Source organism: Pseudoalteromonas luteoviolacea CPMOR-1 (assembly GCF_001625685.1).
In the GTDB taxonomy this organism is placed as follows: Bacteria; Pseudomonadota; Gammaproteobacteria; order Enterobacterales; family Alteromonadaceae; genus Pseudoalteromonas; species Pseudoalteromonas luteoviolacea_K.
The window spans coordinates 109,229-135,675 of sequence record NZ_AUYC01000015.1 but is presented as its reverse complement, the minus strand read 5'-3'; the positions used below and the strand labels follow the sequence as shown (position 1 = coordinate 135,675).

At 44.5% G+C, this 26,447-nt stretch carries 30 protein-coding genes; 1 reads left to right on the top strand and 29 read right to left on the bottom strand.

The annotated features are described in order from the left end of the window. Window positions 1-21: 21 nt before the first annotated feature. A complete protein-coding gene (locus N473_RS05360; protein ID WP_063367035.1) occupies window positions 22-969 on the bottom strand; it encodes a homoserine O-succinyltransferase in 948 nt (315 codons plus the stop codon). A gap of 299 nt (window positions 970-1,268) precedes the next feature. Then, window positions 1,269-1,463, bottom strand: coding sequence for a hypothetical protein (locus N473_RS05355; RefSeq protein WP_039608584.1), 195 nt, complete (start codon window positions 1,461-1,463; stop codon window positions 1,269-1,271). A gap of 233 nt (window positions 1,464-1,696) precedes the next feature. On the opposite strand from N473_RS05355, the gene N473_RS05350 reads away from it, so the two are divergent. Then, the gene (locus tag N473_RS05350) at window positions 1,697-2,584 is read left to right on the top strand and encodes a DMT family transporter (RefSeq protein ID WP_063367034.1); all 888 of its coding nucleotides are present in this window, start codon (window positions 1,697-1,699) and stop codon (window positions 2,582-2,584) included. Window positions 2,585-2,742: 158 nt separating this feature from the next. Here the strand turns inward: N473_RS05350 and N473_RS25765 are convergent, their stop codons facing one another. The 27 genes from N473_RS25765 to N473_RS05220 form a co-directional block, all read right to left on the bottom strand. Then, window positions 2,743-3,753 (bottom strand): phage late control D family protein, encoded by a 1,011-nt coding sequence (locus N473_RS25765; RefSeq protein ID WP_081220971.1) that lies wholly within the window; start codon window positions 3,751-3,753, stop codon window positions 2,743-2,745. Window positions 3,754-3,759: 6 nt separating this feature from the next. Next, window positions 3,760-3,972 (bottom strand): tail protein X, encoded by a 213-nt coding sequence (locus N473_RS05340; protein ID WP_039608581.1) that lies wholly within the window; start codon window positions 3,970-3,972, stop codon window positions 3,760-3,762. Beyond that, window positions 3,972-4,424, bottom strand: a complete 453-nt coding sequence (locus N473_RS05335; RefSeq protein ID WP_039608580.1) for a phage tail protein — start codon at window positions 4,422-4,424, stop codon at window positions 3,972-3,974. Before N473_RS05335 ends, N473_RS05340 begins: the two co-directional genes overlap by 1 nt. Before the next feature lie 37 nt (window positions 4,425-4,461). Then, complete coding sequence (locus N473_RS26465) at window positions 4,462-8,208, bottom strand: hypothetical protein (RefSeq protein WP_063367033.1); 3,747 nt, start codon at window positions 8,206-8,208, stop codon at window positions 4,462-4,464. Window positions 8,209-8,354: 146 nt separating this feature from the next. Further along, entirely contained in the window at window positions 8,355-8,480 is a 126-nt protein-coding gene (locus tag N473_RS26835) for a hypothetical protein (protein WP_256370531.1), read from the bottom strand. 5 nt (window positions 8,481-8,485) lie between these two features. Next, the gene (locus tag N473_RS05325) at window positions 8,486-8,743 is read right to left on the bottom strand and encodes a phage tail assembly protein (protein ID WP_039608579.1); all 258 of its coding nucleotides are present in this window, start codon (window positions 8,741-8,743) and stop codon (window positions 8,486-8,488) included. 3 nt (window positions 8,744-8,746) lie between these two features. Further along, window positions 8,747-9,262 (bottom strand): phage major tail tube protein, encoded by a 516-nt coding sequence (locus N473_RS05320; protein WP_023397066.1) that lies wholly within the window; start codon window positions 9,260-9,262, stop codon window positions 8,747-8,749. Continuing rightward, complete coding sequence (locus N473_RS05315; protein ID WP_063367032.1) at window positions 9,262-10,650, bottom strand: phage tail sheath C-terminal domain-containing protein; 1,389 nt, start codon at window positions 10,648-10,650, stop codon at window positions 9,262-9,264. The genes N473_RS05320 and N473_RS05315 overlap by 1 nt, the downstream gene beginning before the upstream one ends. Before the next feature lie 169 nt (window positions 10,651-10,819). Beyond that, window positions 10,820-11,155 carry a GPW/gp25 family protein gene (locus N473_RS05310; protein ID WP_063367031.1) on the bottom strand — a complete coding sequence of 112 codons (336 nt, stop codon included), beginning with the start codon at window positions 11,153-11,155 and terminating at the stop codon, window positions 10,820-10,822. Further along, the gene (locus N473_RS05305) at window positions 11,155-11,457 is read right to left on the bottom strand and encodes a PAAR domain-containing protein (protein WP_063367030.1); all 303 of its coding nucleotides are present in this window, start codon (window positions 11,455-11,457) and stop codon (window positions 11,155-11,157) included. Before N473_RS05305 ends, N473_RS05310 begins: the two co-directional genes overlap by 1 nt. 3 nt (window positions 11,458-11,460) lie before the next feature. Continuing rightward, window positions 11,461-12,291 carry a phage baseplate assembly protein V gene (locus tag N473_RS05300; protein WP_063367029.1) on the bottom strand — a complete coding sequence of 277 codons (831 nt, stop codon included), beginning with the start codon at window positions 12,289-12,291 and terminating at the stop codon, window positions 11,461-11,463. 8 nt (window positions 12,292-12,299) lie between these two features. Further along, entirely contained in the window at window positions 12,300-12,872 is a 573-nt protein-coding gene (locus N473_RS05295; protein WP_039608574.1) for a hypothetical protein, read from the bottom strand. Between the two features lie 94 nt (window positions 12,873-12,966). Continuing rightward, window positions 12,967-13,194 (bottom strand): phage tail assembly chaperone, encoded by a 228-nt coding sequence (locus tag N473_RS05290; protein ID WP_063367028.1) that lies wholly within the window; start codon window positions 13,192-13,194, stop codon window positions 12,967-12,969. A 2-nt stretch (window positions 13,195-13,196) separates the two neighbouring features. Further along, window positions 13,197-13,973 carry a hypothetical protein gene (locus tag N473_RS05285; protein WP_063367027.1) on the bottom strand — a complete coding sequence of 259 codons (777 nt, stop codon included), beginning with the start codon at window positions 13,971-13,973 and terminating at the stop codon, window positions 13,197-13,199. Between the two features lie 19 nt (window positions 13,974-13,992). Next, on the bottom strand, window positions 13,993-14,223 hold the full coding sequence (locus tag N473_RS05280) for a tail fiber assembly protein (RefSeq protein WP_039608571.1): 231 nt from the start codon (window positions 14,221-14,223) through the stop codon (window positions 13,993-13,995). 3 nt (window positions 14,224-14,226) lie between these two features. Beyond that, entirely contained in the window at window positions 14,227-14,928 is a 702-nt protein-coding gene (locus tag N473_RS05275; protein ID WP_063367026.1) for a hypothetical protein, read from the bottom strand. A gap of 16 nt (window positions 14,929-14,944) precedes the next feature. Further along, window positions 14,945-15,511 carry a phage tail protein gene (locus tag N473_RS05270; protein WP_063367025.1) on the bottom strand — a complete coding sequence of 189 codons (567 nt, stop codon included), beginning with the start codon at window positions 15,509-15,511 and terminating at the stop codon, window positions 14,945-14,947. Beyond that, entirely contained in the window at window positions 15,511-16,815 is a 1,305-nt protein-coding gene (locus tag N473_RS05265; protein ID WP_063367024.1) for a phage tail protein I, read from the bottom strand. Before N473_RS05265 ends, N473_RS05270 begins: the two co-directional genes overlap by 1 nt. Then, window positions 16,808-17,707, bottom strand: coding sequence for a baseplate assembly protein (locus N473_RS05260; protein WP_063367023.1), 900 nt, complete (start codon window positions 17,705-17,707; stop codon window positions 16,808-16,810). Before N473_RS05260 ends, N473_RS05265 begins: the two co-directional genes overlap by 8 nt. A gap of 1,071 nt (window positions 17,708-18,778) precedes the next feature. Beyond that, window positions 18,779-19,216, bottom strand: coding sequence for a hypothetical protein (locus N473_RS05255; protein WP_063367022.1), 438 nt, complete (start codon window positions 19,214-19,216; stop codon window positions 18,779-18,781). A 9-nt stretch (window positions 19,217-19,225) separates the two neighbouring features. Continuing rightward, window positions 19,226-20,692, bottom strand: a complete 1,467-nt coding sequence (locus N473_RS05250) for a hypothetical protein (RefSeq protein WP_063367021.1) — start codon at window positions 20,690-20,692, stop codon at window positions 19,226-19,228. A gap of 9 nt (window positions 20,693-20,701) precedes the next feature. After that, entirely contained in the window at window positions 20,702-20,920 is a 219-nt protein-coding gene (locus N473_RS05245) for a hypothetical protein (protein ID WP_039608565.1), read from the bottom strand. Between the two features lie 8 nt (window positions 20,921-20,928). Next, window positions 20,929-22,119 carry a hypothetical protein gene (locus N473_RS05240; protein WP_063367020.1) on the bottom strand — a complete coding sequence of 397 codons (1,191 nt, stop codon included), beginning with the start codon at window positions 22,117-22,119 and terminating at the stop codon, window positions 20,929-20,931. Continuing rightward, window positions 22,119-24,092, bottom strand: a complete 1,974-nt coding sequence (locus tag N473_RS05235) for a DUF4815 domain-containing protein (protein ID WP_063367019.1) — start codon at window positions 24,090-24,092, stop codon at window positions 22,119-22,121. The genes N473_RS05240 and N473_RS05235 overlap by 1 nt, the downstream gene beginning before the upstream one ends. 8 nt (window positions 24,093-24,100) lie before the next feature. Next, window positions 24,101-24,580: a hypothetical protein gene (locus N473_RS05230; protein WP_081220966.1), complete on the bottom strand. Its 480-nt coding sequence runs from the start codon at window positions 24,578-24,580 to the stop codon at window positions 24,101-24,103. 157 nt (window positions 24,581-24,737) lie between these two features. Then, on the bottom strand, window positions 24,738-25,592 hold the full coding sequence (locus N473_RS05225; protein WP_063367017.1) for a phage tail protein: 855 nt from the start codon (window positions 25,590-25,592) through the stop codon (window positions 24,738-24,740). Continuing rightward, on the bottom strand, window positions 25,577-26,416 hold the full coding sequence (locus N473_RS05220; protein WP_063367016.1) for a baseplate assembly protein: 840 nt from the start codon (window positions 26,414-26,416) through the stop codon (window positions 25,577-25,579). The genes N473_RS05225 and N473_RS05220 overlap by 16 nt, the downstream gene beginning before the upstream one ends. Window positions 26,417-26,447: the final 31 nt, after the last annotated feature.

The following is a 26,447-nucleotide window of genomic DNA, read 5'->3' as shown; positions in this document are numbered from 1 at the left end:
ACCGGCTCAAATGGCACACTGTTATTCGGCATAATTGTTAGTCCTTACGTCTTGGCTAACGAGATTAATATCGTACGGAGTTGTTTGGTAAACATAATAGTTTAACCAATTTGAAAATAATAAAAAGGCGTGACTTTGCCAGGTTTTGGATGGCTTGGCGTCAGCGTCATTATTTGGAAAATAATTATCTGGCATTGGAGCATCCGGCGCATTTTGCAAATCACGCAAATATTCTTTTTGCAGTGTATCAGCATCATATTCGGGGTGCCCAGTAATATACACCTGACTGCCTGTTTTATTTTTAAGTAAGTAAGCACCCACCCTTTCTGATCCTGCCAATACAACTAAATCTTCATTATTATTAATCTTATCTATGTCGATATGGCCATAGCGAGAATGTGGTACTAAAAATTCGTCATCAAACCCGCGTGTCAAAGCGCCATGATCAAAATACACTTGATGTTTAAACACACCACACAGCTTTTGCTCTTTAAGATCTCGTTTTAAACCATGATGATGATACAAACCGGCATGAGCCGCCCAACAGGAAAATAACGTTGAGGTCACGTGATTTTCAGCCCAGTCAAAAAACGCTTGTAGTTCTTGCCAGTAGATTACATCGGTGTATTCCAAATGTGCCAATGGTGCACCGGTCACAATCAAAGCATCGTAGTTTTCGTCTTTTACCTCAGAAAAGTAACGATAAAACATATTTAAGTGCTGCTCGGAGTTTTCCGAACTACGATGCGTATCGAGACGCAATAAATCAACATTAACTTGCAGTGGGGAATTGGCCAGCAAGCGAATAAATTGCACCTCAGTTTCTACCTTATTTGGCATGAGGTTCAATATGGCTAAACGCATCGGGCGGATCTCTTGAGACATGGCACGGCTTTTTGGCATCACAAAAACATTTTCGTGACGCAACCTCGCAATCGCGGGTAACTCGTCTTTAACAGTGATCGGCATGAGATCCTCCCCTAATTGGATAAAACTGACAATACTATAGTGGCTGACATTATGAACGAACGCCATAAAATATCAACTTCTAGATGTTCAGACGTCCAAATGAAAGGCGCACTTAAACAGTAAAGGGGAAAACGCACAAAAAACCCAAATAAGCATTCTAAAGAAAGGTAGGCACATAAATGATGAAAGGATAATTTAAGGTGGGAATAAACTACATAAAGCTTAATGAGTCGGAAGGAATTAGAAGAAAAGAATATAGGGTGCTCAAGCAATAAGCACCCTGTCATGCAAGTAGATGATCAACTGAAATAGCCATAACCTAAGACGACACTCGCTATCAACCCTGTCGCTGCAAAAATGCCATATTCAATGCCCACTTTTAAACGCTGCTCTCCCACAAATTGCTTTGACTCCGTCATCGCCATAATTAAGCATGAGATAAACATACAAAAGCCCAAAATAATTAAATTAATTTGAATTGCATCTAGGATCATTTCACTCTCCAGCACGAGGCCATAGGCCAATTTAAGCACACGACTATTTCAACAAAAATGAGTGTAGCAAATTAAGTTCTAAACTTTCAATAAAAACTGAAAGTTTATTTTTAAGTAGGAAAGATAAGGAAGGGAATAAGACACTCACTGACGATTAAACTCAATTTTATTGCATATATATACAAAATAATTACAGTACCGCCACATTAACAAACAAGTAACTAAGTAAATTTGTGGGTATTGGAGAGATCGCTGCATTTTGTGCAGCTGCAGTATGGGCATTTTCGACCCTGCTCTATAAACGATTTAGTCATCATCTAAATCCATTAGAACTCAACGTCGCTAAGGGCGTTATCGCTTCGGCATTAATGGCGGCCGTACTCCTTTTCACGTGGGATACGCAATTGCCATCTAGCCATACGAGTTGGGGGTGGTTGATTGCCAGTGGCATTGTCGGCATTGCCATTGGTGACAGCGCTTATTTTGCAGCACTGCGTAATATTGGCCCTGCCCGAACACTGGTGATTGAATCACTCGCACCAGCCATCGCAGGGCTACTAAACATCATTTTGTTAGGTGTTTATCTATCAGCAACGGCTTGGCTGGGTATTATTATTACCACTATCGGCGTCATTATCGCGGTAAAACCAAGCCAAAAATTGCCAAAACTAGATAAAGATATCTATCGAAAAGGCGTGCTCTTTGCACTTGTAGCAGCTACTTGCCAAGCGGCTGGCATGGTGCTTTCAAAAGGGGCACTCAATGATGACAGTATCAGTAGCCTTTGGGCTGCAATGATACGGCTTGCTTCAGGTACCTTAGTCGTCGCCATGATAGTTGCCCTACTCAAACAAGCATCACTGACTCGATCCATTACACTTAAAGGGATTGATGGCAAAACCTGGTTATTTGCTGCAGTGTTTTTTGGCACCTTTATCGGACTATGGCTGCAACTTATCTCAGTCAACAATACAGATCCGGCGATTGCACAAACCATTTTTTCAGCAGCGCCTTTAATGGTAATGACCATGAGTTTGATCCGAAAAGAGCATATTACACGTGGGATGATATTTGGTGGGATAACCGCATTGAGCGGTATTATTTTACTTTTGAGGGGATAAAGATTTAGGAAAGAGGCCATCTCAGCCAGTTTATGCATAGAGCAATGCACGTGAGCAAACCGGTAAGATGGCCTTGGAGGTAGGAGGTTTGGAAGGAAAAGCACCGCATGATCAGCAGTGCGATATGAAATATTTAATATATAAGAGGTTAAAAAAGGTTATTCAGATAAGGTTTCGCATTGCAAATAGGACAAAAAGCCATGCCCATTGATGACATGCCTAACCTCTTTCACAAACCAAGATTTATCAAGTGCGCTTTGTGTGCCTTGTACTTCAACCACTGCGCCCGCCACAATATCTGGATTGCCATACACCACCATATCCGCATTGACATGCGCTCTACTAAGCTGTGCCAGCTTACTCTCAGCGGCATGTTGCGCACTCGCTTCATCTGCGTAGGTATATGGTAAAGTCAAGCTGGGTGTGCCACCACCTGCTGAAACCGTTTGTAACTGTGCGATATCCAAATCATGATATTTAGCCACTACTTCTTTGGTTAAGCGGTAATGCAATGTATTGAACTTCCAGTCAACAATCCATTTGGGCTCAAGGGTTACTTGCGGTAGGGGTTGCCCCGACAGTGAACGACCAGTGCCCTTTTTCATAAACACGAGGTTGTCATTGATGATTTTCATCACCGCATCATGCTGCACGGCTAGCTTGCTCATCAACTGCATATCACTTTCACTTTGCTCAATGTGTGGCAAGGTGATGCTATCAAGCGCTGGGGCGATACGCGGGGAAAGTCCATATTCTTGTGCAATCTCAGAGATCACACTGCCAAGCGTCAATGGATTATCAGGATCGCTGGGCCAAGATTTTAACTTAGCCGCTTTTAAATTTTGATCCCAAAATACTTTGTTACCCACTAGCTCCAGCGCACGTACTGGGCCCACAACCTGATATTCACCAACTTCAAACTCACCAAGAACAACACTGGGGGCTTTTCCGTCTTCGGTGCCTTGCTTATAGCCCATCGCAATTTCAAGCTTATCGGTCGGTTCCGGCAAAGTAATGGGGGCTTTTTCAAGGTTGTCGAATTTAACAACACACATGTCACTTAATAAACCTGTGCGGAGCGTCACACTGACTTCTGCGATTCTATCTCGCAGTTTTTCCGCGACTTCGTTGCCATTGGCTTTTACTGAATATTGTGGCTGTAACTCCATTGCCAATTACTCCCAAATATTGATCTCGCGTTGCACTTTTGGTTTAGGTACATCTGGTAGGACAATTTTAATATTTTCGGGGTAAATGGGTCCCAAGTCGGCAAGACCATAGTTGGCTTCGAGTACCCGCTCTACCATTCCTGAACTGCGACCATAATGACGAAAGCAAATCAAATCGAGACAGTCTCCGTCTCGTGTAATGTAACTTACTGCACTCATTATTTATTTCCCTCATTGCCATCGTAGCGTGACAGACGCATGCTAAATTGAATCTCCCTCGGGATACCATCATTCAGAAATAGCGTGCGCGTTTCATTGATTGATTTAATCACCCACTTACCAAGTACACGACCAACACTCGGACTGGATTTGCCACTTTCTTCTACATACGTCAATGTCAAGGGTACACCCAGAGTCGCCTCATCACGCATAAAATCAAGTTGCTTTAAACCGTTTTCAACTAGCTGCGGAAAGATAGTCCCTTCAAGTTCTAAAGTTTGCTCACCAACCCCGATAAATTGCTTTATTGGGCTATTTTTATCGGTTTGTGACTCAAGGTCTTTCCAGCGATATTCGGTATTAAACTGTAATTTTTGAAACGCCGCTGTACTGACAGAAAACTTGTATTCGCCCAGTTGCATCATGTAATTGGCATGATTGATCTTTGCCATCGAAAGTCCTCGTATAAAGGCTTAAGGGGGATCCCCCTTAAGCTACCTCGTTATAATATCGAGCACGATAATCGCGCATCGCTTGTTGCTGCTGTTGCTCTAACACTTGCTTCACTTGTTGTGCGATTTCATGTGCTTGCTGCTCAGACTGTGCATTCACCGTGATATTTGCATTCACTGTGATGTTGCCCGCGACTTGCTGTGCTTGCACATCGCTACTGATTTGCGAGTTCGATGTACTAGACTCAGCAAGGGCCTGAGGTGTAGGCGTTGATAAAGGTGTTTTGGTCTTAGGTGCATCCGTATTTTGCGGCTTATCATCACTAAATAGACTAGCGAAGAAGTCACCACCGACTTGAGACATCACAGCATTCGTTAGATACCCAGCAACTGGCGCTAAGAACTTGCCATACTTGGGAATTTTTCCAACTAAATTAGACACTACCTCAGAGCTCAACGCACCAGTCGCCGTACCACCAATGGTGTGAGCTTTTTCCTCTGCTGATAACTCATCATTGGCCGCAGCCTGATAAATGGTATGGCCATTTAACGCATGACCAAGTAATTGCCCTCGCTGAGATGCTTTGTTCCATTTTCCATTTGACGTACCCGAAGCTTGCTCAACCGCCGCCATCGTGCCCGTAAACATATTGGCTTCATTGATGACATTGTCTTTGACAAACTGCAGTGGCGAGTTTGCTGTGTGCGACGTATTGCCTGACACTTGCTGGGTTGGCGCACTAAACTCTGTGTCTGCTTGGTCTTTCGCAAAAGTATTCGATACTGGTTCAGTCTCATCTGCTTTAGCTGCTTCTTCTTTAGGTTCATCCTCAAAGAGCCAGCCGCCCAGTGTATCACCTAAAAAGGAGCCGATAGATTCGCCACCAAACGCGCCGATTGCACCGCCGACAATACCACCAATAGCCGTTCCAACAACAGGCACTACAGATCCAATCGCAGCACCAGCTGCAGCGCCAGCCAAAGCACCGCCAGCAGAACCAATAGCCCCACCTACAGCACTGGTTTTTTCACGTTTACTTAAAGAGTCATCGGTCAAAGCGGAGTAAGCATCCAACCCGCTCATTGCAATTGTTGCAGCCGCATTCAACCGACCTACACCCTTTAGGTTATTTTTTGCAAAGTTTGCTATGCCACCGCCTTTTTGGCTGAAGAACTTACCCAACTTCGAAAAAATTGCATCATTGGCAGCCTTAGGCGCTTTAGATGACTTACCGGGTTTTGACTGGTTAGTGGATTGCGGTTTAGGTTGCTTACCTTTATCTTGCTGCTTAGATGACTCTGTTTTACTGTCTTGGAGTTGATGCTCTGCTGGTTTTGCTTTACCACCGTCCAAAATTTTCAATACAGGCTTTGAGCGCTTCTTACGCTTATCCTGCTTTTTCTCAGACGTCTGATTTAGCTTAGTTTCTTTGCTGTTATCAGCAGCATCATTATCAACGTCCGGGGTCTTACTCTTTTTATCTCGCTTGGATTTCTTTTTACGCTGCTTTTTGGCGTTTTTCTTCGATTTCTTCTTCGACTTTTTAGACTGTTCCTCTTCCTCTCCATCACCTTCAAATAAAGACTCAAGACCTAACTCGCCGAGTCCAAATTCAGCTAATAAGTCAGGGACAGCCCCAGTTAGAGAAGATAAGTCACCATTTAAAATGCCTTTAAAATCGAGCTTTTCAATCAACGCAGAGTGCTTAGTGAATAAACTTGCAGCATCTTGCAGCCCAAATGCATTGAGCAATTGCGGCGCTTGCTGCATTAATGAGCTTAAGTCACCTTCCAAAATCGCCTTAGTGTCTAGCTTTTGTAAAGCTGGCAGAGCCGCATCTAACGTTGCGCCGAACTCATCTAAACCTACCGCCTTTAATAAGCCGGGTGCTGCTGACATCAAGCTTGAAACATCACCATCGGCAATGCCTTTTAAATCAAGCTGCTGTAATGCAGGTAATGCCGCACCTAAGGTCTCTGATGCTTCATCTAGTCCTGCCGCTTTTAACAAGCCCGGCGCTGCTGACATTAAACTTGAAATATCACCATCGGCAATGCCTTTTAAGTCAAGCTGCTGTAGCGCGGGTAGCGCTGCACCGAGTGTTTCTGATACCTCATTCAACCCAACCGAGGCCAGCAAATCGGGCGCTGCTGACATCAAGCTTGAAACATCACCACTGGCAATGCCTTTTAAGTCAAGCTGCTGTAATGCTGGCAGTGCTGCACCGAGTGTCTCAGATGCCTCATTCAAACCTACCGAAGCCAATAAATCAGGCGCAGCATTCATTAAACTTGAAACATCACCACTGGCAATGCCTTTTAAGTCAAGCTGCTGTAATGCTGGCAGTGCTGCACCGAGTGTCTCAGATGCCTCATTTAAGCCTACCGAAGCCAATAAATCGGGCGCAGCATTCATTAAGCTTGAGACATCACCACTGGCGATGCCTTTTAAATCAAGCTGCTGTAATGCTGGCATGGCTGCTCTGAGCGTATTTGACACCTGCTCAAAGCCAGCTGATTTTAGTAGTTCTGGCGCGATACTCACCACTTGACTTAAATCGCCATCGATGACACCTGCCAAGTCGAGTTGAGACAAAGCAGGGATATGTTGTGCTAAAGATTGCTGAACCGATGATAAATCAACCGCTTTGAGTAACTCAGGTGCTGCACTTTGTAGTGTACTTAAATCACCCTGCATCACCGCCGCAATATCAACTTGTTCAAGCGCTGGCAATGCCTGCTCTAAAGTTTGCGCGGCACTGGACATATCTAGTGCATTGAGCACTTCAGGTGCCGCATCAACTAAGCTCGATAAATCACCATTGAGTAGCTCTTTAACATTAAGCGCTTCAACAACAGGCAATGCGCCTTCGAGTGTTTTTGCAGCTTCTGATAAGTCAAACGCATTCAACAGCTCAGGCGCTGCACTTGCTAAGCTTGTTATATCGCCCTCAAAAACCTCTTTGAAATTAACCGAGGAAATGGCAGGCAACGTTTGCTTAACTACATCACTGGCTTTATCAAAGCCAAACGTTTCGAGTACCTGCGGAGCACTTTGGATCAGCGTATTTAAATCGTCGTTGAACGTCGCACTGCTGGTGCCTTGCGCAATGCCCTGGGTAGCACTGATGATATCGCTACCCATTTGCGCAATACCCAGTGCATCAACCATAACGGGTGCAGCTTGGCGCAATGCATCAAGCTGCAGATCTAAGGTGTTTTGCGTATCAGTATTTTTTACTTGCGCAGTTGCCGTGGCTAATGACTCACTCAATGCATTAATAGGTAAGCCATCGTAAAGCTGTGGCAGCGCAGCCTGCAGCTGGGAAAGCTCGTTGCTTGCTGCTGTTTGTAACTGCTGAAAATCTAACGCCGACACTTGCTCTGCCAGTGATTTAATGGCACCGCTTAACCCTGTGCCATCACCAATTTTGGCATCCACTTGCGCTTTCAGTGTCTCGGCTTGTTGCTCATCTTGAGCCCCTTGCAGCATCTGTGCACTGTGTGTAACCGCATTATTTGACTTTACTTGTGCACTGGAAAATTGCGTCAAATGGCTTGAGATTACCTGACTGGTATTGCCCAGTAATTCATTGACATTAACATTGGCTAATTGCCCTATCACAGCCTCTAATGCGCTGGTATCTAATGGCTTTTTAGCTTTAACCAAATTAGCAAGCAAACTGCCTAATTGAACATTTGGATCAACCTGATCCTGCTTAGGTAGGCGGTACTTTACTTTGTTCTTTGAACGGTCTTTTGCAGACAATCCTTGATGTTTCATAATCATACCTAGGAAGAGAAATAAGCGGGAATGTGTGGATTGCACAGCGCAACGAACGGCACTGTGCCAAGGTTGATAGCTCAAGACCCTAAAACTGCGCTTAAGTCCTTGAGCTATCAAACTTGCGCTGGTGAAAAAAAGGCGGGTTACCCCGCCTCTGTTGCTTCTTTATAATCAACCGCTGCTTCAAACCACTCGATGAGTTCGTCTTCAGTCAGCCCGTTGAGTTCTTGCAAGCCCCACCCTGTGTACTTAGCCAGGGCAATCACCATTGCTTTTAGACGCTTGGGCGGGATACGAGAAAAGCCTGGAGCGCCTCGCGTAACTTAACAAAGTCGCTCCAATCTAGCTCTTCGATGATATCTGGAGACACTTCACACAAATGTGAGAAGTAACGGATTTCACTTTCAGATTCGCTAATATCCGCTTTATCAACCATTAACCGATCGCGCACTTTAGGTCGTCTCATTTTTAGTTCTGCATACTCATGCCCATCGACCGTAACAGGGAAAGTCAGTTTAATGATTTCAGTCATAGATTAAGCTCCGATAGTCTTGCGTAGGTTAGCCATGTGATCAACACCCGCGATTTCGCGGATATCGTTGTACAGGTCAATGTTGTAGATAACTTCGTTGTTCACTTCTAACTTGTACTTTTGAACAGCGTATTGCAGCGTCATTTTCGCTTCTTCGCCGTCTTTCCAGCTGCCCATATCTACTTCTTTGAAGAAGCCATGTAATGTGACAACGACAGGCTCTGGTGCAGCACCTTGCTTTTGGATCGCACCACGTGCAGTCAGATTAATTGTTCTGCCAGTACCGCCCCAATCACCCAGTAGCTTAAGTACATCTGCGTTGTACTCTAGTAACGTGATTGAACCCTCAAGCTTTTCAAGTTGACCTACATCTAGCTCGATTGGCGCTTGGAAACCTGAAGTCACTTCACGTGTTTTAACTGTGACTTTAGGAAGCGAGATTTCGTCTGCAATGCCAAGGTAACCCTTACCATCTACAAACAGCTTTGATTTCTTTAGGATTTTAGGAGACATTGCCATTATACGATTTCCTCTAGGTAGTTGTTAGTTAAGATGCTCTTGAACGTGATGTGCTCAGCAGGTGTTGGCGGAGTGAAATCAAAGCTGAAGTACACTTTACCCGCTTGGATATTTTCAGGCGTGTTAAGGTCTTCATCAGCCCAGATTTGGCCACCAAGGATAGCGCCTTGCGCTTTTAAGCTATCAAGGTAAGCTTGAACGCTTTCTGTCACATCTTTGATGTAAGTTGACGTGATGTTACGGTCAACAGCCCACATATGTGCACGAAGTAGCGAGTCGTTGATCATATCCGCTGTACGAACAACTGATAGGAAAGCCCACTTAGGGTCGCCAGAACAAGTACGGTTACCCCAAAGCTTAAAGCCATTTTGACGGATGATTGTTGCTACTTCATTTTCATTTAACAGGTTTGCACGTGCATTTCTGTCGCCGAGTTGGAAATCGATTGCTTGCTGTGTGCCAACAATGCCATTCATAGCCGTGTTACTTGGGCTCCACCAGAAACCGCGGTCGTTATCAGACTTTGCAATCATACCCGCAACGCGTGCACTTGCTGGCTCTTCTTCTGGTTGGCCGTTTTTGAACACTTTGACATGCGGGTCAACAACAAAAACACGACGTGAGCCAAAATCACTACGATAAGCAATGGCTTCAGAGTTTGTACCGCTTGGGCCATCCGCAATGATCACTGCGCGAAGACGCTCAGCAATACCTTGCATTTCTGCAACTACTGGGTTTTTCAGCGGGTTGTTATCGCCGTCTAATGGGCGTTGATGAGTGTAACCAGTCGCCACTAGTATACGAGGAGAGAAACCGAGTTCTGATTCTGCACCTAGGAAAGCGTGAACGCCTTCAAATTCGCCTTGAGCATTAACACCACCAACCATGTTAGCCATCACAGTCGCGTCATTAGCATCATCTGCTACACGCACCACCACAATGGCAGCACCTGCTTGGTCAAAAATACCGTCAATTGCAGCAAATAAAGAGCCTTTATCTTTATCTAAAATATCTTTGATTGAGTCTTTTGCGTCTTGCTCAAGCTTAGCTAAGATTTCCGCCTTTTCTTGTGCAGTCAAGTCTGAACCTTTCGCAGCCGCAGCTTTGCCTTCAGCCAGTTGTAATGCTTCACTGCCCGCAACAGCCGCCGCAGCAGCATCTTTACGTTCAGTTAGTTTCTGTTGAAACGCTGCTAAATTAGGGTCAATTAGACCAGCAGCATCAGCGCGTTTACCAGCAACAAGAACAGGCTTATTTAGTGGAAATGCATCTTTGTCAGCAAATGGGGCTGTACCAATCAGACCAATTACTGAACTTTTTACTGTTTTAATTGGGCGCGTGCCAGTTTGCGCTTCAATTACTTCTACACCGTGTAGAAATCCCGACATAGATATCTCCTTTAAAGGTATGTCAATTAGCTAATAAAAAAGCCATGTGACCGAGCTTGAACATTCAAGTCAGTCGCATGGCTTAAGTTGATTAATTTTTTATCTGTACCAGTCAGTACAGAATGAAGTTAAGTGTGAAAAGTTGACCGATATGCCAACCTATCTTGAATTAAACCTGGATCCCTTCTATTGTCACCGGCTCATTGTTAATCAGGTAAAGGCCTTCGATGGTGATATCGACTTTTCCTTCACCTGCCGGATGCACAGACACACCTTCTAGACGAAAGCGCGGCTCCCATCTATCTAGCGCATTGGCAATCGACATGGTGATATCACCAACTAGGTTGTGAGAAAACGGTCTATCGACGAGTTCAAATAGCCCACAGCCATAATCACGACGCATCACTCGACTACCGAGCGGTGTTGTCACAATGTCGCGAATACTTTGCTTTAAATGCTCAACGCCACCTAACGGCTTACCCGTTTGTGCATTCATTCCAATCATCATTTATCTCCTACCGTGAAGCTGCCCACACCAACAGCTATTTTACCGCCGCAATCAGTGGGATCTCCCAGTCTCGCAATCGCTTTGCCACCTATCGTAAAATTGGGCGCGCCAGCTTGAACAACCTTTCCCGAGTGTTTAACCTTGGGGTCCGGCATATAAACATGCTCACTCACACTGTCTCCTTTTCGCAGCACATCAATCCCTCCCACTGTAAATTTGGGACCTGAAGCGGAAATAACGCCAGGGGCAAACCCTCCATGAACATCTGTGATAGCACCATCGACTGAAACTGCTGGCATACGCTAACCCTCCTGTGCTTTGATTGCTGAACCATCTAGCTTCATTACTGCACCTGCTTTGACTGTCATGGCCGCAGCGGTTTTAATAGTGGTGTCAGCTTTTGAGTCTAATGTCATTGCACCTTTCTCTGTCTGTATCAACATATCGCCTTGCTCTGCAATCACTTTGGTTCCTTTCTCTTTAGAGGTAATATTGACGGATTTCCCTGTCAAATTTAGCGCTTCTGTTGCGGTAATTGAGATGTTTTTCTTACCATTAATATCGGTTTCACCATGCACCAGTACATTGGCATTTTGCTTGCATTCGATATTCACTTCGCCACCGGAAAAGATATTTATTTGGGCAGGGTTATCACCTTGTGATTCTGGTACAAAAATATCATAGGCATGTTTTTCTCGGTCATATTGAACGATTGCACCATCTTGGTAGTGTGTGCGCTGGACATGCTCACGAGACTCCGTTGGTACAGCACTTAGGCTTTGTACTAACTCATCACCTGTCGCACTGGTCGCATCCACCACATGGTTCATTTTAAAATGCGGCTGCTCATGACCATTGGCATACAAACTACCCAGTACAATGCCTTGTGCCATATCTCCGCAAGGCGCAAGCACTAACACTTGCTCACCCACTTCTGGGGCTTGCCATGTCATGTCTTGAGCAGCTTGATTGGTCAACCAGGGTAATTTTGCGGTCAACCACTCACCGATACGCACTTTGACCCTCGCCAAATCATAGTCAACTTCTTCAACCGTCCCGATTGAAATTAATTTGGCAAAGCGATACTGCATGTCAGACACAGCCAGTTCAGACTGCTGTTGATTTGCTAACATAGTCGCTCCTAAGTTGTGGTGGGTGCTTTATTTATCAACTTATATTCTCCCCCTTTGGGCCCCAAATATACTTCGGTAATGGCAGGCCCTGGAGGATCGTCTGGGTATTCCACTTGATAGTAAAAATCCCAATAAAGCTGCGCTTTCGCCAGTGTTGAGCTGACTTGATGACTAAATGATATATCGCTTTTTTGAGCGATAAAGTGCTGCCAATGGATGGGCATTTCGTCCACCATCACAAGTGCCTCACACTGAGTTATCAACTGATCAAGTCTTTGCAGCAGCTGCGCGTTGTCAGCATCTTCCAACTCTATGTCTAGCTGTAACTGCAACACTCGTCTATCGAGTGAGTTTGGACTGAGGTTTTTATTGTACGACGGTCCATATGTAACGCCTTTGTCGGCGCCTTTCGCCTGCAGTTCACTGGCTTGACGTTCGCCGAGCAGCTTGACTGTCAGTTGGGCTTGCTGCGTCAGATCTGGGTAAGGTTGTGCGGCTTTTAAGAGCCCCACATGTGCCACCCCTTGAAGTCCAGATGATAAGCATTCAAGCACCTTATTAATTAAGGTACATCTTTGCATGAGGTTATTTACTCTTTGAAGTTGAGACTTATGATGGTTGTGACTCGAAGGAAAAGGCGAGTCGAGATGGACGAAATGCCCAAATTTAAGATACTTAGTTTAAAGTAGGCCAAACGACTTCTAAAGGCGTTGGAAAATGAGTCGGTAAATCACGCAATGCTTGTCGATAATCACTGAGTTCAGTGGGCACCGATTGCGTATTTTCCAGTGCGCGTAATACCAATAAATCAGACTCTACCAGCAAGTTGTCACGTTTAGACCTCACCGTGACCCAAGTAATATCTTCACCATGCGGTTCTGTTACTATGTTTTCATGGTCCATACTTATTGCTCCCAAGACGGTTGATTATGAGAAACGCGTTCAGCACATGGGCGGCCATTGACCGAGGTATATTCACACGTTGCGGTGAAAGCTCGCTCAGAACCACAGTGGGGGCGAGTATCAACAAACAAAGAGACACGCCCAATACCATTGCCATATCCTTTGCCAATTTGTCGGAAAAATACCGTGAGTGTTTTGCCCACATCCGCTTTAGTAATATCAATAAACCTAGGCGCTTCACCTGGCTCCGAAATGAATAATTTCAATGCAGTATCGTGCATAATATGCTTCACTTCGATACGCGCAGAGACGCAATCATGAGAAGATGCACCATATATCACTAGGTGATCATAATAAGTTGCCATGCCTCTGTGCGACATTACAAAGTCACATTTAAATGTATCACCATCTGAACCAAAAGAGTTGCCAATGTGCTGCGCATCAAACTCAATTAAATTAATGTAGTATGGATCTTTTGGCGCTACACAGTATCTATAGCTCTCATCAGGGCCATCAGCGGCGGATGTGTAACCCCCAGCTGATAAGTGCTGTTTAAAAGAAAAACGCTTAGTTAAGCCTTCTTTGTAAACATTAAGCCCATTGATGCTCTCAGCCATGCCAGCTTTAAAGTTTTCATACTGTGTATCAAGCTCAGTCGATTTTGAATCTAGAGCTTGATTAATCAGACCCATTTGATTTTGGACGGTATCGCACAATGCGTTCGCACGCTCAGAGACGTTAGTAAGACGTTCTGTGATAGTTAAGTTGTTATCCGACATAATACTCTCTTATTCGAGCCTAAGATGCTTTAAGTACGTCTGGCTTTTGTGGCCAGACTACACTTTCAGGGCTGTTGAATTCTTGTGGAATATTTCTCAAAGCTGCACGATATTCTTGAATCAACTGGGAATCCTCAGCACTGAATGGACTGTCATTCACTTGTGTCCAATCCGATTCTCTCAATAACGAGTTACGAATACTTTTTATTTCTAACCATTGCTTTGCTGTAAACAGTTCATGTTCCGTCATCTTTTATACTCCCAAAATAAAATTATTTGCTGCAACATGCGGCTGAACTTCAGTGATTGGTGCCAAAAAGTAATCCGTACTTGCAATACGCTCTACCACTTGTGTTTCAGACTCAATAACCACCGGCCCTTTACTGTAATGACCATTTAAATAAAACTTATAAGACCAGCCACCACGCAGCCAAATAGAAGACGTATAAGGCGTTGAAGCTGCAGAAATTTTCCCAACAAATGCTCGGCCTGAATAAGAGTGATGAAATTGCTTAGCAAACGTAAAGTCGCCACCATTAGACCAGTTTTGCAATTGCACAAAATAATCTAAAATCCCACCACCCGACACATCATCATGCACATACCTCTCAACACGTACATCGAGCATTTTGCAATGATAAAGTGTCACTGGATAAAATTTAGAATCATCTAAATGCTTTAAATTGACAGGAACAATGACATCGCCTTTAGATAATGCTTTTTGATAACGATTATCACCCGACTCGATAAAGTCATCCATTTTTCCTTGATATTGGCTAATCGAGCTCGCAGCTTGTGCATCAAACTGTGTCTTTTTAGCTTGCAATGCATCCTGTTCTGCTTTTAATGTATTTTTTATGTTATCGATCTGCGCATCCACGGTGTTGCACAGCTCGTTAGCACGCGTGGCTACTTTTGCTAGGCTCTCTGTAATAGTTGTATGTTCGTTTGACATCAGTCTTCCTTAATTCCTATTGCCCTTTTTCTAAAGCGAGTAATCGCAGTTCTTGTTTTAATTGTCGATGCATTGTGTCTAGCTGCACCAAGGTTAAATCTGCAAGTTCGTTATCAAGCAATACGTTAAAATTATCGATACCCGGCTTCACCTCCACACTATCGGATGGAAGCTGAGCAAGGCTCAAGGTCACACTTTGCAGAATTTTCACATCTGGAGTGCGATAACCTAATGTACGATCTGGCTCAGAATATACGCCCAGTAACACTAAATTTTGGTCACTGCCTACTGGTTCATCGATTTGGATAAACACACCGACTTCACGAATGGCATATTCAGGTGCCGACATGGCTTTATCAAACAGTGCAACCACAGTGACTTGGTGGTTTTCATCTGTTTCGTAATTGTCATCCCGAATTGGCTGAAGCTCTTTAAGATTACGCAGACTCGTTTGAGTTTGCGACGGCGTATAACTTGCGTCACCAAATGCCATATGGCTGATCTGTGCTTTTTTACCATTGGCTTTGGCCGCTAACAAAGCATCTAAGCCAACTTGGGTAAACTGCAGCGTTAATGCAGACATTAAGCAGCTCCTTGTAAGTTAAAATGTTGATAAATAATTTGTCTCGTAACACTGAATAAACCCTCATTCCCAGTGCTGTGAGGAGGTAAAACAGTTTGGCCTGAGATATTTAAATGGTGCGATTGATTCGATTTAGACAGGCCAAATACCCCATAGAGGCCTTTACTATTGCCGGGTTTTATACCGCTCCCCGCAACTTGCCAACTACATAATGTATGAGCATTAGTTGCACCAAATGAATGATATGCCCCACTAGGTTTTGGCGGCTTAACGCTCTGGCCTGCTATTGCTAAATGCCTAGCAGAACAACTTGCATTCACGGCAAAAAAACCTGCACCACCGGTATTACTTGGAGGGACAACTCCCTGACCGGCAATAGCTAAATGTTTGATGCCTCTGCTTTGAGCGGCTCCAAATGCCGCGTTGTTTTGCATTGCTTCATTGGGCTTAACGCCACTGCCAGTAGGCGCATCCATACGCTGGACTATGGTTGGCGGCAAAGCGCATACTGCGCCTAACTGCTCGCTGTAAGAAAGTCCTAATTGCACATCCACATGAATAGAACCCCGCTTGACTGCATCAATTATTCGACGCACTCGCTTTAACATTTGGGGGGTCAGCATTCCTTGCTGCTGCTCATCCAAATTACTATTGATAAGTGCCCACACTTGCACAGTGCCTCGGGGCAACACTTCTAAATTGTCTCCTTGCCACCACTCTTTGATTTCGGTTTTAATATTTAAACTATCGAGCGCCTTTTTCAGCGCGTAAGGCGTGCCTTTCACTTGGTGTACGGCGAATGCGTCATTAATCACTTGGCGCTTTAGGGCTTCGCTCCATGCCTCGTCCCACTCATCTACAGATACAGACCAGGCTAACCAAGGCAGCAACGCTGCCGGGCACAAAAAAGGGTCCCAGACACTGGCAAGCAACAAGCGGCTATCATTCAACACACATGCAGATTTTACTTGGCTGCGTTTCACAGCATCAGACTCATCAGGCTGCCAGTTTTCAATGCTAAGTTGAGTAGCAAATTCATTGAGCTGTTGAGCATCACAGAGTTCAGGGTGCTCCACCAGTGTTAACAGTTGCTTAGCACTGCATTGTAATAAGATACTAGGATTCACCAGTACCGCACTGGGTTGCATCCCACATAACTTTGCCAACCAAACTAACTGCGCATCACTTCGACTAGACAGTGCCAATAGAGAGAGCAGTAATTGTCGAACAATTTGATGAGACGGAACCTGCTGACCAAGTGCTTTGACTAGCTCACTGGCATTGGTTGGGATCAGTTTATCCATAGACATTTTCCATCAATACTGCGATAGACTCGCAATAAGGCGCTTCTGTCGCCTGACAGACAATATCGTCGACTGGAGTCAACAAAGTCACATCCTCTACACCCGATTGATGCAGTGCGGCGTAAATCCCTGCCCGCGTGACTTTTTTACCAAGATAATGTCGTGATTCACAATATGCTTGCACCGCTTGCTCAGCCGCTGCAACAAGCGCATTACCGGAAGGGCCATGTAAAATAGAGAGCTCCGCGTTCACCGAAAATGGTTTTATTTGTGCCTTGTGCACCGTCACTCTATCCCCTAATGGACGCACTTTCGATGCCACTTCGTCGATACCAGCCTGCTCTGTGCCTTGTGCAGAAAAATAGTGCTTTACCTTATTAATCAGCGCATCGTTTGGCTGACCGGCGTCACTGTTACTCAGTATGGTCAATTCTATATCGCAAGGGTCTGGACTACTTACCGCCACATCTTTTACCTGCGGGTCGCATGACATGGAGTGATAAATGTATGACTCGCGACTGCCTGCCGTATTAAGGCCATCAAATGCCAATTGTATGCGCTGTCTAAAAGCAGCATCAGACTCACTTGGAGATGCTTTACGTGACAGATTATACCGTGCAGCAATGGCATCTAAATCATGCCCTTGTGCTGATGCCAACATATTACTCTTCACTGCATCATTGAGTTTTTGTTTTTGTAGTACCTTTTGATATGCGAGTGTTTGTAACAGCAAGGCAACAGGATCGCTTTCTAATGAAAGGGCAGCTTGATACTGCGGGTTTTGTAATAAAAATTGGGCTTTGAGCTGCTCATACTCTTGTTCATAATCAAGCGTGTCAATCACGTCTGGAACAGGCACTTTCGATAAGTCTAATTTAGTAAAGCCGCTCATAATATTCCTATCTGCAATAAAAAACCCGCACTCATTCAAGCACGGGTTTTGATTCATGGGATAACTGTGTAAAGCTCTTTCAAGCTTAAGGTCATTTTACTGATTTTAAGGGATTGAAACAGGTCATTTATGACCGCCTTAAAACCGTTAAATTGGTGCGTAATACAAAAAGCGCCACGCGCTAATTTATCCAAGATAAACCAGCAAAATGGCGCTTTATATAGTTGGGTAATGTATCAGCTCAGTGTCAATCACACGCTGTGTAAGCTTTTCTCAAGCTTAGGTGTATTTTACTGATTTTAAGGGATTAAAACAGGTCATTTATGACCGCCTTAAAACCACTAAATTGGTGCGTAATACAAAAAGCGCCACGCGCTCATTTATCCAAGATAAACCAGCAAAATGGCGCTTTATATAGTTGGGTAATGTATCAGCTCAGTGTCAATCATGAGCTGTTTAAGCTTTTCTCAAGCTTAGGTGTATTTTACTGATTTTAAGGAATTAAAACAGGTCATTTATGACCGCCTTAAAACCGCTAAATCTGTGCGTAATACAAAAAACGCCACGAGCTCATTTATCCAAGATAAACCAGCAAAGTGGCGCATTATATTGTTAGGTAATGTATCAGCTCAGTGTCAATCACACGCTGTGTAAGCTGTTCTCAAGCTTAGGTGTATTTTACTGATTTTAAGGAATTAAAACAGGTCATTTATGACCGCCTTAAAACCGTTAAACCGGTGCGCAATACAAAAAACGCCAAGTACTCATTTATCCAAGATAAACCAGCAAAGTGGCGCATTATATTGTTAGGTAATGTATCAGCTCAGTGTCAATCACCAACTGTTTAAACTTTTCTCAAGCTTAAGTGTATTTTACTTATTTTAAGGGATTAAAACAGGTCATTCCTGCCCTATACGCAATAATTTACAAGCAGCATAAAAGTCAATAAAAGAAAACCCGCTCGACACGGCTAAGCGGGTTTAGGTTGTTGGAATAACAAGTCTGTTGCTTTCTCAAGCACACATGATACTAACCCGTTTATTGGGAATAAAACGGGTCATTGCACCAAATTTATAATGAAATATTTACATCAAACGTAAATTCTTTCAGTTCTTCGGATGTTGAAATATCCGCAAGAGTCAGCTCAGCTTTGTCACTGGCTAAACGGATCTGCTCTCGTTGCGCCAATAATTCAGCCAAATGTGCCTTACTTAAACCTATTTCAGCCTGATCACCCGAAAGCTCAGCCATCAATAGGTGCTCTTGGGCTTTTTGCACACGCCACTGCTCATCATTGAGTTTATTAAACACCGCCTCTTTGATCGCAGTAAGCTGTTCGGCCTTGTCGGCTTTTAACCTTTCTTCAGCCAATGCAATTTGCTGAGCCTCATAAGTTTGCTTGTAATCCTCAATCGAGGTGCTATTCCAAGCAACCCCAGTTTGAGGGTGAACCAACCAATAGTTTCCATCAATTTTCATGCCTTTATCGGCAAAATACTCACAACTCATGTTTTCTCCTTAAAATGCACGACAAGTACGGCCAAGGCCATAATTATTATAGGTGTAATGCTCATTCAAAATGCCTGCGCCAGAATATGGATTAATACAACTAATTACTCCCCCCATCAGGCCGTTATCATATGCTGCGTGGTAAGGCCTTGAATGATATGAGTATGCCCCCAATATTTCGCCAGACATCGTCTCAAGTATCACTTTAGTTTCAGCATCTGGTGAATTGTGAGCATTGTAATGACCCGTGCTACAACTGAAGAAGAAGTTAAGCGGCTCTAAACGTCTTTCATGGGTAAAGCGATAATGAGCACTGAACTTATTTTCACCCATTTTGGTCACGCCATTGTAGTGACCAAAATAGCCATAATAACTCACACCATAGCTACTCATCGGTGTTTCAGAATGGTTGAAATAATGTCTACCATTAGCATGCTGTAAGCTGTGGTACATAAATTTCACAACCGTGAAGTCACCGGCATCCACATAAGCTTGTAACTCTTCATTGTTGGCGATAGCTGTCGTTGTGACAACGTTACCATCACGGTACTTTTCAACCAATACAGATGTGCCTTCATCAACCATAACAAGGCAATGTTTATTGTTGTCGTACAAAACACCGACTTGATGATGAGCATGAGTTGTTGCTGTGCTAATACCAAATTGATCGATTGCATCTAAATTTTGCTTTGGCTTAGTAATAGAGGTAAAGCCTGATGATTTACAGAATATACCGCCATAGTTTGCAATAGCGGTTGTTTGAGAGTCCTGCGTGCTATACACAATTTCATACTGAATATCTGCCGCATTGCTTTTACTTGCAAGCGGTAAATACGCACTGGTGCCGTAATAGAAAATTTTACTCGCTGGGTTTTGCTCAAATGCATTACTATGAACAAAACTGGTGTGCGTCGTTGTTTTTTCTGCTGCATTGGCGTTGAGCTTTAAATACTCTAATCGACACTGTTCAGTTGTCGCATTGTGAGTGAAGCTCGGCCTAATAACATAAGTATCTCCACTATTATCGTAAACAGCAAATACAGCTGTTGCCCTACGATTATTTGCAGAAGTGCTCGGCGAATCTATCGGCGTCATGCCAAATAAAGGTCTGATATGCAATGCGTTACTTGTAGCCTGCAAAGACTCTACGCGGTTTAAGTTTGGCGCCATCGAATCTAACAAATCTAATTTACTAGACTTTGTATCGAGTGTTGCACTGGTTTGCGTGAGCGACTCAGTCGCACTTTGCAAAGCCGCACCACTGGATTGCGATACTTGCTGTAGTGTCGACGTGGCATCATTAATATGTGACTCTGCAACTGCGACAACTGCTTGCTCAAGCTTTGCATTATCGGTCAGTTTGGTAATAGCATTACTTACTAATGCTTGTTCTTCGGCTGTAAGCGGCTGATTGCCCTCCATATCGGCAACTAGCTTATCTACCATGACTTGCACGGCATTTTGAATACTCGCCATAATATCCTCTTATAAAGTTAATAGTGGTTCGCCGAGTAGCTGGTTAAGCTTGACTCGTCTGAGTTTCTCGTTCAGCAACGTATCTTGCTGCTGGTCAAGATTGGTTTGCATATAGAGCACCTGATCAATATCGATTATCGCTTGTCGAATTCGCTCTACATCTTGTTGTAATAAATTGTCAGGGTGTGGGAGAGGTAGTGCATAAGAAAGGGTTTTATCGTCTATCATACCCCCTCCTAAATTGAGAAGGTTCTGAGGGAGCGTACACGGGGTCTGTCTATGTGTGTGCCAGATAACACCAGCTTCACGCGCGCTTGTGATTCACTCAGGTTAGAAAACTCGTAATTGCACAATAGCCAGCCATCTCCCTGTGGCTGAGTTGTTTTCTGCGGTATGTTTACCCATTGACCTTGTTGCTGAATAAACACATCCACTTTAGCCGTACCAGGAAGCAGCCCTTCAAAACTGACTTTCAAACTACCACCGATTTGGCATGGAATTGCACGGGTTACATAATCAGCTTCATTACTCACTTTACCCAGTGCAGTTTGCACACTATCGAACAACACCGGTGTTTGCGTTTCGGTCCCTGTTAATCTCGCGCTCACCTGCAATGGTTCTTTCACCTTGTTAGCCAAACGCAGTGCTTGCCACTCTTGCAAATTAAATTGACCTAATTGCGCACCACTAAACTCAAAATGAAGCTGGGTTTCACTACTTGGGCGCTCAATCACGGCCATCGCCAAAATATCACTGTGTTCATCCAGTTCAACTTGACCAAGTGGGACTGTCTGTGTTGTATGTGTAAAGCGTGCAGCTTTTAACCGAAAGGTTAAATCTCGATTTTGATGCGGTGTCCAGGTAGACGCGTTGCTCGATGAAAGCAATACGCCAACTTGATATGGCTGTGTGGTCACCCACCCACTTTCGCTATCAAACTTACCCAGTTCAGCAATCGCCACTTCGTGATCGGGATCGTCTGTTAACACCACTATGGCATATTCTTGCCCAGCATTTAGAGACACAGGGTCAAGCTCAAATAAAGTTGGTTCACCATTCACTTTAAACATCGAGCGCTCCAGTGATGCCTCCGCCAGAACGGTCTGGTTGGGAATACCCACTTCGGTTTCTCTGATCTGAACGCGAACGGGCTTATCGCCCCCTATTTTCTTAAACCACAACTCAACGCCCGCAATGAAGCGACTTTGTGGCAAAGTAAATGTTTGTGCCAACGGGTCAAAACGTACCGTTGTAATTGTGGTAATACGGCGCGCTGTTTCACTCACGATGGTGCCACTACCTGTGTAAGTTGCCTCACCGAATGAGCCTTTTTCTCCCTCAAATCTCACTGTTTTACTGCCAACAGGAATGTTTGCGGGAATATAAAAACGGCCGCTCAAGCGGCCGTTTGGATCTGCGTTAATCATTATGTCTCCTCAGGTGTCACCACGGTGCCATCAAAAATTACTCGTTTCAGTGCTTCACCTTCGCCAAAACCAGACAAAGAGAAGTTCACCCAACGACGGCGTAACAATTCAGCGCTGCGCGTTGTGCGGCCAATTACCTGTGTTTGCGTTGATTGCGTGGTCCGAGTTCGCCATCCTCCACCTCGGGTAAAACGTTGCGTAATCGGGCTCGTCCAACTGCGCTGCGTTTGTGTCCAATGGTCAAGACTCGGCGTTAAAGTAATCGTGGCAGGGATAGGCTCAACAGCTTGATAAGGGTTTATTTTCATACTGCCCGTTTGCTTAGGCTGCTCGAGCACATTTTCCAGCTCATAGGGTAAGGTCAGTAGCCCACCATTTGGGACTGGCAACTCTGCAATATCTGCACTGAGGGGTAATACTAACTCGCCATCAACAATCGCAGCCGTTTGTGCAATCCCAGCATCACGCATATCATCATCGATGAACGGGTCTACAAACACGCCATATTTACTGGCAGGATCTTGGCTATTGGCATCATTACGAAGACGCTCAATTGCCAACAATTGGTATAGATCACCAATTTGATTTTGCATTTGCTCAAGCTGTGACATTGAAACGGCACGTACAGCTAAGTTTTCAATCTCAGGTGCTTGCTCACTTAACCAAGATTGGGTAACTTGCGCCAAAGCTAAATGATGCGCAGGTGCTTTAGGCGCAGTAGGAAATTGGTGTGCCGCCTGCCCTTTAATCCGTTTAATTTGACCAAAGCGATCAAGCACAATTAAATCAATGCGTGGACGGTGCCATTGGTAGTCAATGGTCACTAAAGTGTTATCGACAATAACACCACCATCAGCCAACTGCCTATCAAGATTAAATCCGTATTCATCAAAATCGAGCATCAACTGCTTTCTATAACGATACGTTACCTCATATTGTTCACCGGTATTCGGTTCATCACCACTGAGCTGCCAACTGATGTGGTTTCGCAAAAATATAAAATCAACACCTTGGGTATAGGTTTTAGTCTCTGATCCGACTAAAGCGACAGTCAATATCTCCAGAACCGCCTCATCGGGCAATAAGTCTTCCCCACCTCTAAGCTGACCACGAGTAAGTTGGACAGTTTTTTCAGCGGTGACATTCACCTCTTCAACCTGCTTAACCGGAAAGAAATCAGTGTCAATTCGCATGTTCCCTTGGCTATCGGATTGAAAAGTTTTCGGCTCTTCTTTGACCTCTCCAACATCAGGATTATAATCAAACTCAGCCGTTCTTGAGGTTGCAAATGCGACTTCGTAGCCTTCGATATGCGCTTTGCCTTCTTCCAAGCTAAAACGTTGAACGGTCTGATCTGCGCCTCGATAACTTAAAGACATCCCTTCAACCACATAGCTTCCCCCGTTTGACTCTCTGTCATAACGTGCAAGCGCTTGTGTCACCGCATCCAACTGCGGTGGAGGTTGCTTTATAATTAAGGTGCCCTGTTCTATCTTATGTACTGGGTAAAATGCATCATCAGGACCAACCCCATCACTGCGTAATCCCCACTGGCAAACTTGCTGCAAACGTGCGGCGCCAGGTTCGTCAAAGTTAATTGCATCAACAGCAGGGTCTCTTAGGCTGGGGTCTTGCTCCTCAGTCACTACATTATGGGTGAGCCATACACCAACATCGACACTGTCAGTCATATCGATAGGTACAGCGCTGCTTGATACCGGCCTTACTTGCCCGGCAATGTATACTTCACCGTCTGTTACTAAAGCAGTGGCCAACTTTGCATCAATGATCACTTCGCCACCTTTGACCAAATCACCATCTTTTAAGAGTACATCCGCAACCCCCTTTATTTGGTGATTGACTTGTGACTGTAAATCATTGAGCTCTCTGCTTTGCAGTCCCTTGCCAGCCCTGAACAGTAAACGTTCATAGCCTGAGTCTGCATGAAATTTTTCATAATAATCGTCAAGCATAAACACCTCTAAAAGCTGACAACAAATTCGAAGCTTTCTCGCACGCCCTGCTCACGGATAAGCGGAGCACGATGTTCAAGAAGCAATAAAGTGCCAGGATTAGCTACCTGTTCAGGCGTCAAATACACTAAGCCATCGGGGATCTGAGCACCTGCTTGCAAGCCTGACATTAAACCGAGTTCACGCACGGTTTCTCCTGCGCCATCAGTAAAATCAAAGGTAAATTCACAATAAATATGCTGAGTTGGCTCGGAGGATGAGCTAAAGCGACCACCTTGAATAAAGATGTCACCTTGATCATCGGGATAACAAAACCCGACTTTTTTCGCTTTGCGATAACCTATGGGAGATGCAAGGTTTGTCGCTGCAATGGGCTCGGCTGGTGGCGTCTGCCATTGAGACCCTCCGCGCCCCCAAGCCAAATAAATTGGAGTTTGTGCAATTGTTTGAGCGAGCATGGCTCGCCCTGCACGGGTAAGAATAGCCAAAATATTTCCTTATCGTCCTTCACTCGTTCCATGTACCGCATTAACTCATTTACCAAGTGCCTCAACGAGCCTTCCTAGGCATGACATCACTTTCCTTGCAAACACTCATGGAGAGTTGCATAAAACCAAGCTAAGGATTAATTAAAAGTTGAAAAAGTTAGCGATTTTGCTGGTGTGTAATGATCACTTGAGGTGATTGAACAGCAGACCAACTGCTCGCTTGCCAATGACCAAACCACTGCGCTTGGTCAAGAGTATAAGCACGACTCGACTGGCGACTATGTACCGAAGTCGCACCAAATTGGTTTATAAGCGGCTCACTAAGGCGTAAAACACCCAAAATTTCAGAGGAATAACTCTGCCAACTGCTATTATGCTTGCGAGTAAAACCACTGTGCGCATCACTACTGAAACTATAGTGTGCTGGGTGAGTACGCTTGGTGCTTATTCGCAGCAGCTTGCCACTGTTAAGGCGATGCCTAAAACCTGAGTGATCACTTAATAGCGACCCAAAAGGGTTCGCAGATAAAGTCAACTCTCTAATATCGAGCTGATAAGTCACCCGAGTGAGTTCACTTCTTGCTGGAGCACTGAGCTCAGCCAATTGAGACATGCGCTCAACATCATTGATATTAGGTAATTGCTCTAGGTGGCATTGATAGCGATAAAAGTGGCGATATGAATCTGATTCTTCAACATCTTTGAGTGAAAAACCGAGCCAACCATATGCCATTTCTAAACTTTTTCGCGTACCTCGGATCCGCTGCCAAGCAAGGCCTTGTTGCAGTACTTGGTCAAGGTTATCTAAGTATGGGACTAAAGCACCAAGACCATACTCCCAAATAAGCCAAGGCAATAAAGACTGTTTAGGGTGGGATTTAAAGCCACGTAAGAGTGATATGCCATCACCCAATACCATCTCTAATTGTCCATGTTTTACGATGGAAGCTTGGAGATCACTGTGATTGTATGGCAATAATACGTCGCTTTGAGTATCTAAGTGATGAGACATAATTGAATTTGCCCTAACTGAGCATATTGATTGGACGCGATATCAATCAAGTTATCAGGCGTGTGTATTTCAACATGCTTTACGCCATCGACATGCAATTGAGCACTCAACCAACTGGGGGTCATCGCAACACCAAGGGCCATTGCGTCTTGCCACGCAGTTCGGAGTTTGTCTTCCAACTGCGTAAATACCCAATTAGGTACATTGTGTTGTAAATAAATATCAGCTTTTACATCAATAGGCACCTCTTGTGCATGATTGACCTCTACATGATCAGTCAAAACCTTCACTTGATCACTCAGTACGTATTCTCGTACTTGCTCTAAAAGTTCATCTGCACGCTGCGCATCTTGGAATAATATCGATACTCGAACACGTCCTGAGGTTGGGCTATCCACTTCTACATCACGAATAGCATTGGGAGCAGCGGTGAGCGCTGCATTGCGGTAATGATCTTTGCTACCAGCGGTACTGGAGGCCAGAGTTTTTTGCCGAATGCGAAGACGGTAGTTACCGTCTTCTTCACCCTCGGCACGCCCTAGACCATAAAATACACCAAGCTGATCTAAATCGCCGCCTTGCGCCGTCGCTAACAAGTTAGCATACGCCGCTTCATTGATACGCTGACGCAACAGCAGTTCTCGATAGCTTTCTACTTGCAGACAAACTGTCAGCGGGTCACTTTCAAGCTCTAGTGCATCAGCGTATTGCGGTGCAATGGATTTAAACCTGTCTTTGCGGGCTTGGTATATACGTTCATAGTCCAGTGGCTCAATGATATCTGGCGCTGGGAGCGCAGAAAAATCAAAGTACTGGGAGTTCATAGGGGATCTCTTGGGAAGGAAATAGTCAACT

Coding starts and splice junctions, on each gene's coding strand:
- N473_RS05340 (WP_039608581.1), bottom strand. CDS start 3,972: ATGAGTGCAGTAAGTTACATTACACGAGACGGAGACTGTCTCGATTTG.
- N473_RS26465 (WP_063367033.1), bottom strand. CDS start 8,208: ATGAAACATCAAGGATTGTCTGCAAAAGACCGTTCAAAGAACAAAGTA.
- N473_RS05300 (WP_063367029.1), bottom strand. CDS start 12,291: ATGTTAGCAAATCAACAGCAGTCTGAACTGGCTGTGTCTGACATGCAG.
- N473_RS05280 (WP_039608571.1), bottom strand. CDS start 14,223: ATGACGGAACATGAACTGTTTACAGCAAAGCAATGGTTAGAAATAAAA.
- N473_RS05310 (WP_063367031.1), bottom strand. CDS start 11,155: ATGATTGGAATGAATGCACAAACGGGTAAGCCGTTAGGTGGCGTTGAG.
- N473_RS05235 (WP_063367019.1), bottom strand. CDS start 24,092: ATGCTTGACGATTATTATGAAAAATTTCATGCAGACTCAGGCTATGAA.
- N473_RS05295 (WP_039608574.1), bottom strand. CDS start 12,872: ATGCAAAGATGTACCTTAATTAATAAGGTGCTTGAATGCTTATCATCT.
- N473_RS05355 (WP_039608584.1), bottom strand. CDS start 1,463: ATGATCCTAGATGCAATTCAAATTAATTTAATTATTTTGGGCTTTTGT.
- N473_RS26835 (WP_256370531.1), bottom strand. CDS start 8,480: ATGGTGATTGCCCTGGCTAAGTACACAGGGTGGGGCTTGCAAGAACTC.
- N473_RS05360 (WP_063367035.1), bottom strand. CDS start 969: ATGCCGATCACTGTTAAAGACGAGTTACCCGCGATTGCGAGGTTGCGT.
- N473_RS05305 (WP_063367030.1), bottom strand. CDS start 11,457: ATGCCAGCAGTTTCAGTCGATGGTGCTATCACAGATGTTCATGGAGGG.
- N473_RS25765 (WP_081220971.1), bottom strand. CDS start 3,753: ATGGAGTTACAGCCACAATATTCAGTAAAAGCCAATGGCAACGAAGTC.
- N473_RS05270 (WP_063367025.1), bottom strand. CDS start 15,511: ATGTCTGCATTAACGCTGCAGTTTACCCAAGTTGGCTTAGATGCTTTG.
- N473_RS05275 (WP_063367026.1), bottom strand. CDS start 14,928: ATGTCAAACGAACATACAACTATTACAGAGAGCCTAGCAAAAGTAGCC.
- N473_RS05290 (WP_063367028.1), bottom strand. CDS start 13,194: ATGGACCATGAAAACATAGTAACAGAACCGCATGGTGAAGATATTACT.
- N473_RS05220 (WP_063367016.1), bottom strand. CDS start 26,416: ATGAACTCCCAGTACTTTGATTTTTCTGCGCTCCCAGCGCCAGATATC.
- N473_RS05315 (WP_063367032.1), bottom strand. CDS start 10,650: ATGTCGGGATTTCTACACGGTGTAGAAGTAATTGAAGCGCAAACTGGC.
- N473_RS05320 (WP_023397066.1), bottom strand. CDS start 9,262: ATGGCAATGTCTCCTAAAATCCTAAAGAAATCAAAGCTGTTTGTAGAT.
- N473_RS05240 (WP_063367020.1), bottom strand. CDS start 22,119: ATGATTAACGCAGATCCAAACGGCCGCTTGAGCGGCCGTTTTTATATT.
- N473_RS05325 (WP_039608579.1), bottom strand. CDS start 8,743: ATGACTGAAATCATTAAACTGACTTTCCCTGTTACGGTCGATGGGCAT.
- N473_RS05245 (WP_039608565.1), bottom strand. CDS start 20,920: ATGATAGACGATAAAACCCTTTCTTATGCACTACCTCTCCCACACCCT.
- N473_RS05255 (WP_063367022.1), bottom strand. CDS start 19,216: ATGAGTTGTGAGTATTTTGCCGATAAAGGCATGAAAATTGATGGAAAC.
- N473_RS05250 (WP_063367021.1), bottom strand. CDS start 20,692: ATGGCGAGTATTCAAAATGCCGTGCAAGTCATGGTAGATAAGCTAGTT.
- N473_RS05260 (WP_063367023.1), bottom strand. CDS start 17,707: ATGAGCGGCTTTACTAAATTAGACTTATCGAAAGTGCCTGTTCCAGAC.
- N473_RS05225 (WP_063367017.1), bottom strand. CDS start 25,592: ATGTCTCATCACTTAGATACTCAAAGCGACGTATTATTGCCATACAAT.
- N473_RS05335 (WP_039608580.1), bottom strand. CDS start 4,424: ATGGCAAAGATCAATCATGCCAATTACATGATGCAACTGGGCGAATAC.
- N473_RS05265 (WP_063367024.1), bottom strand. CDS start 16,815: ATGGATAAACTGATCCCAACCAATGCCAGTGAGCTAGTCAAAGCACTT.
- N473_RS05285 (WP_063367027.1), bottom strand. CDS start 13,973: ATGTCGGATAACAACTTAACTATCACAGAACGTCTTACTAACGTCTCT.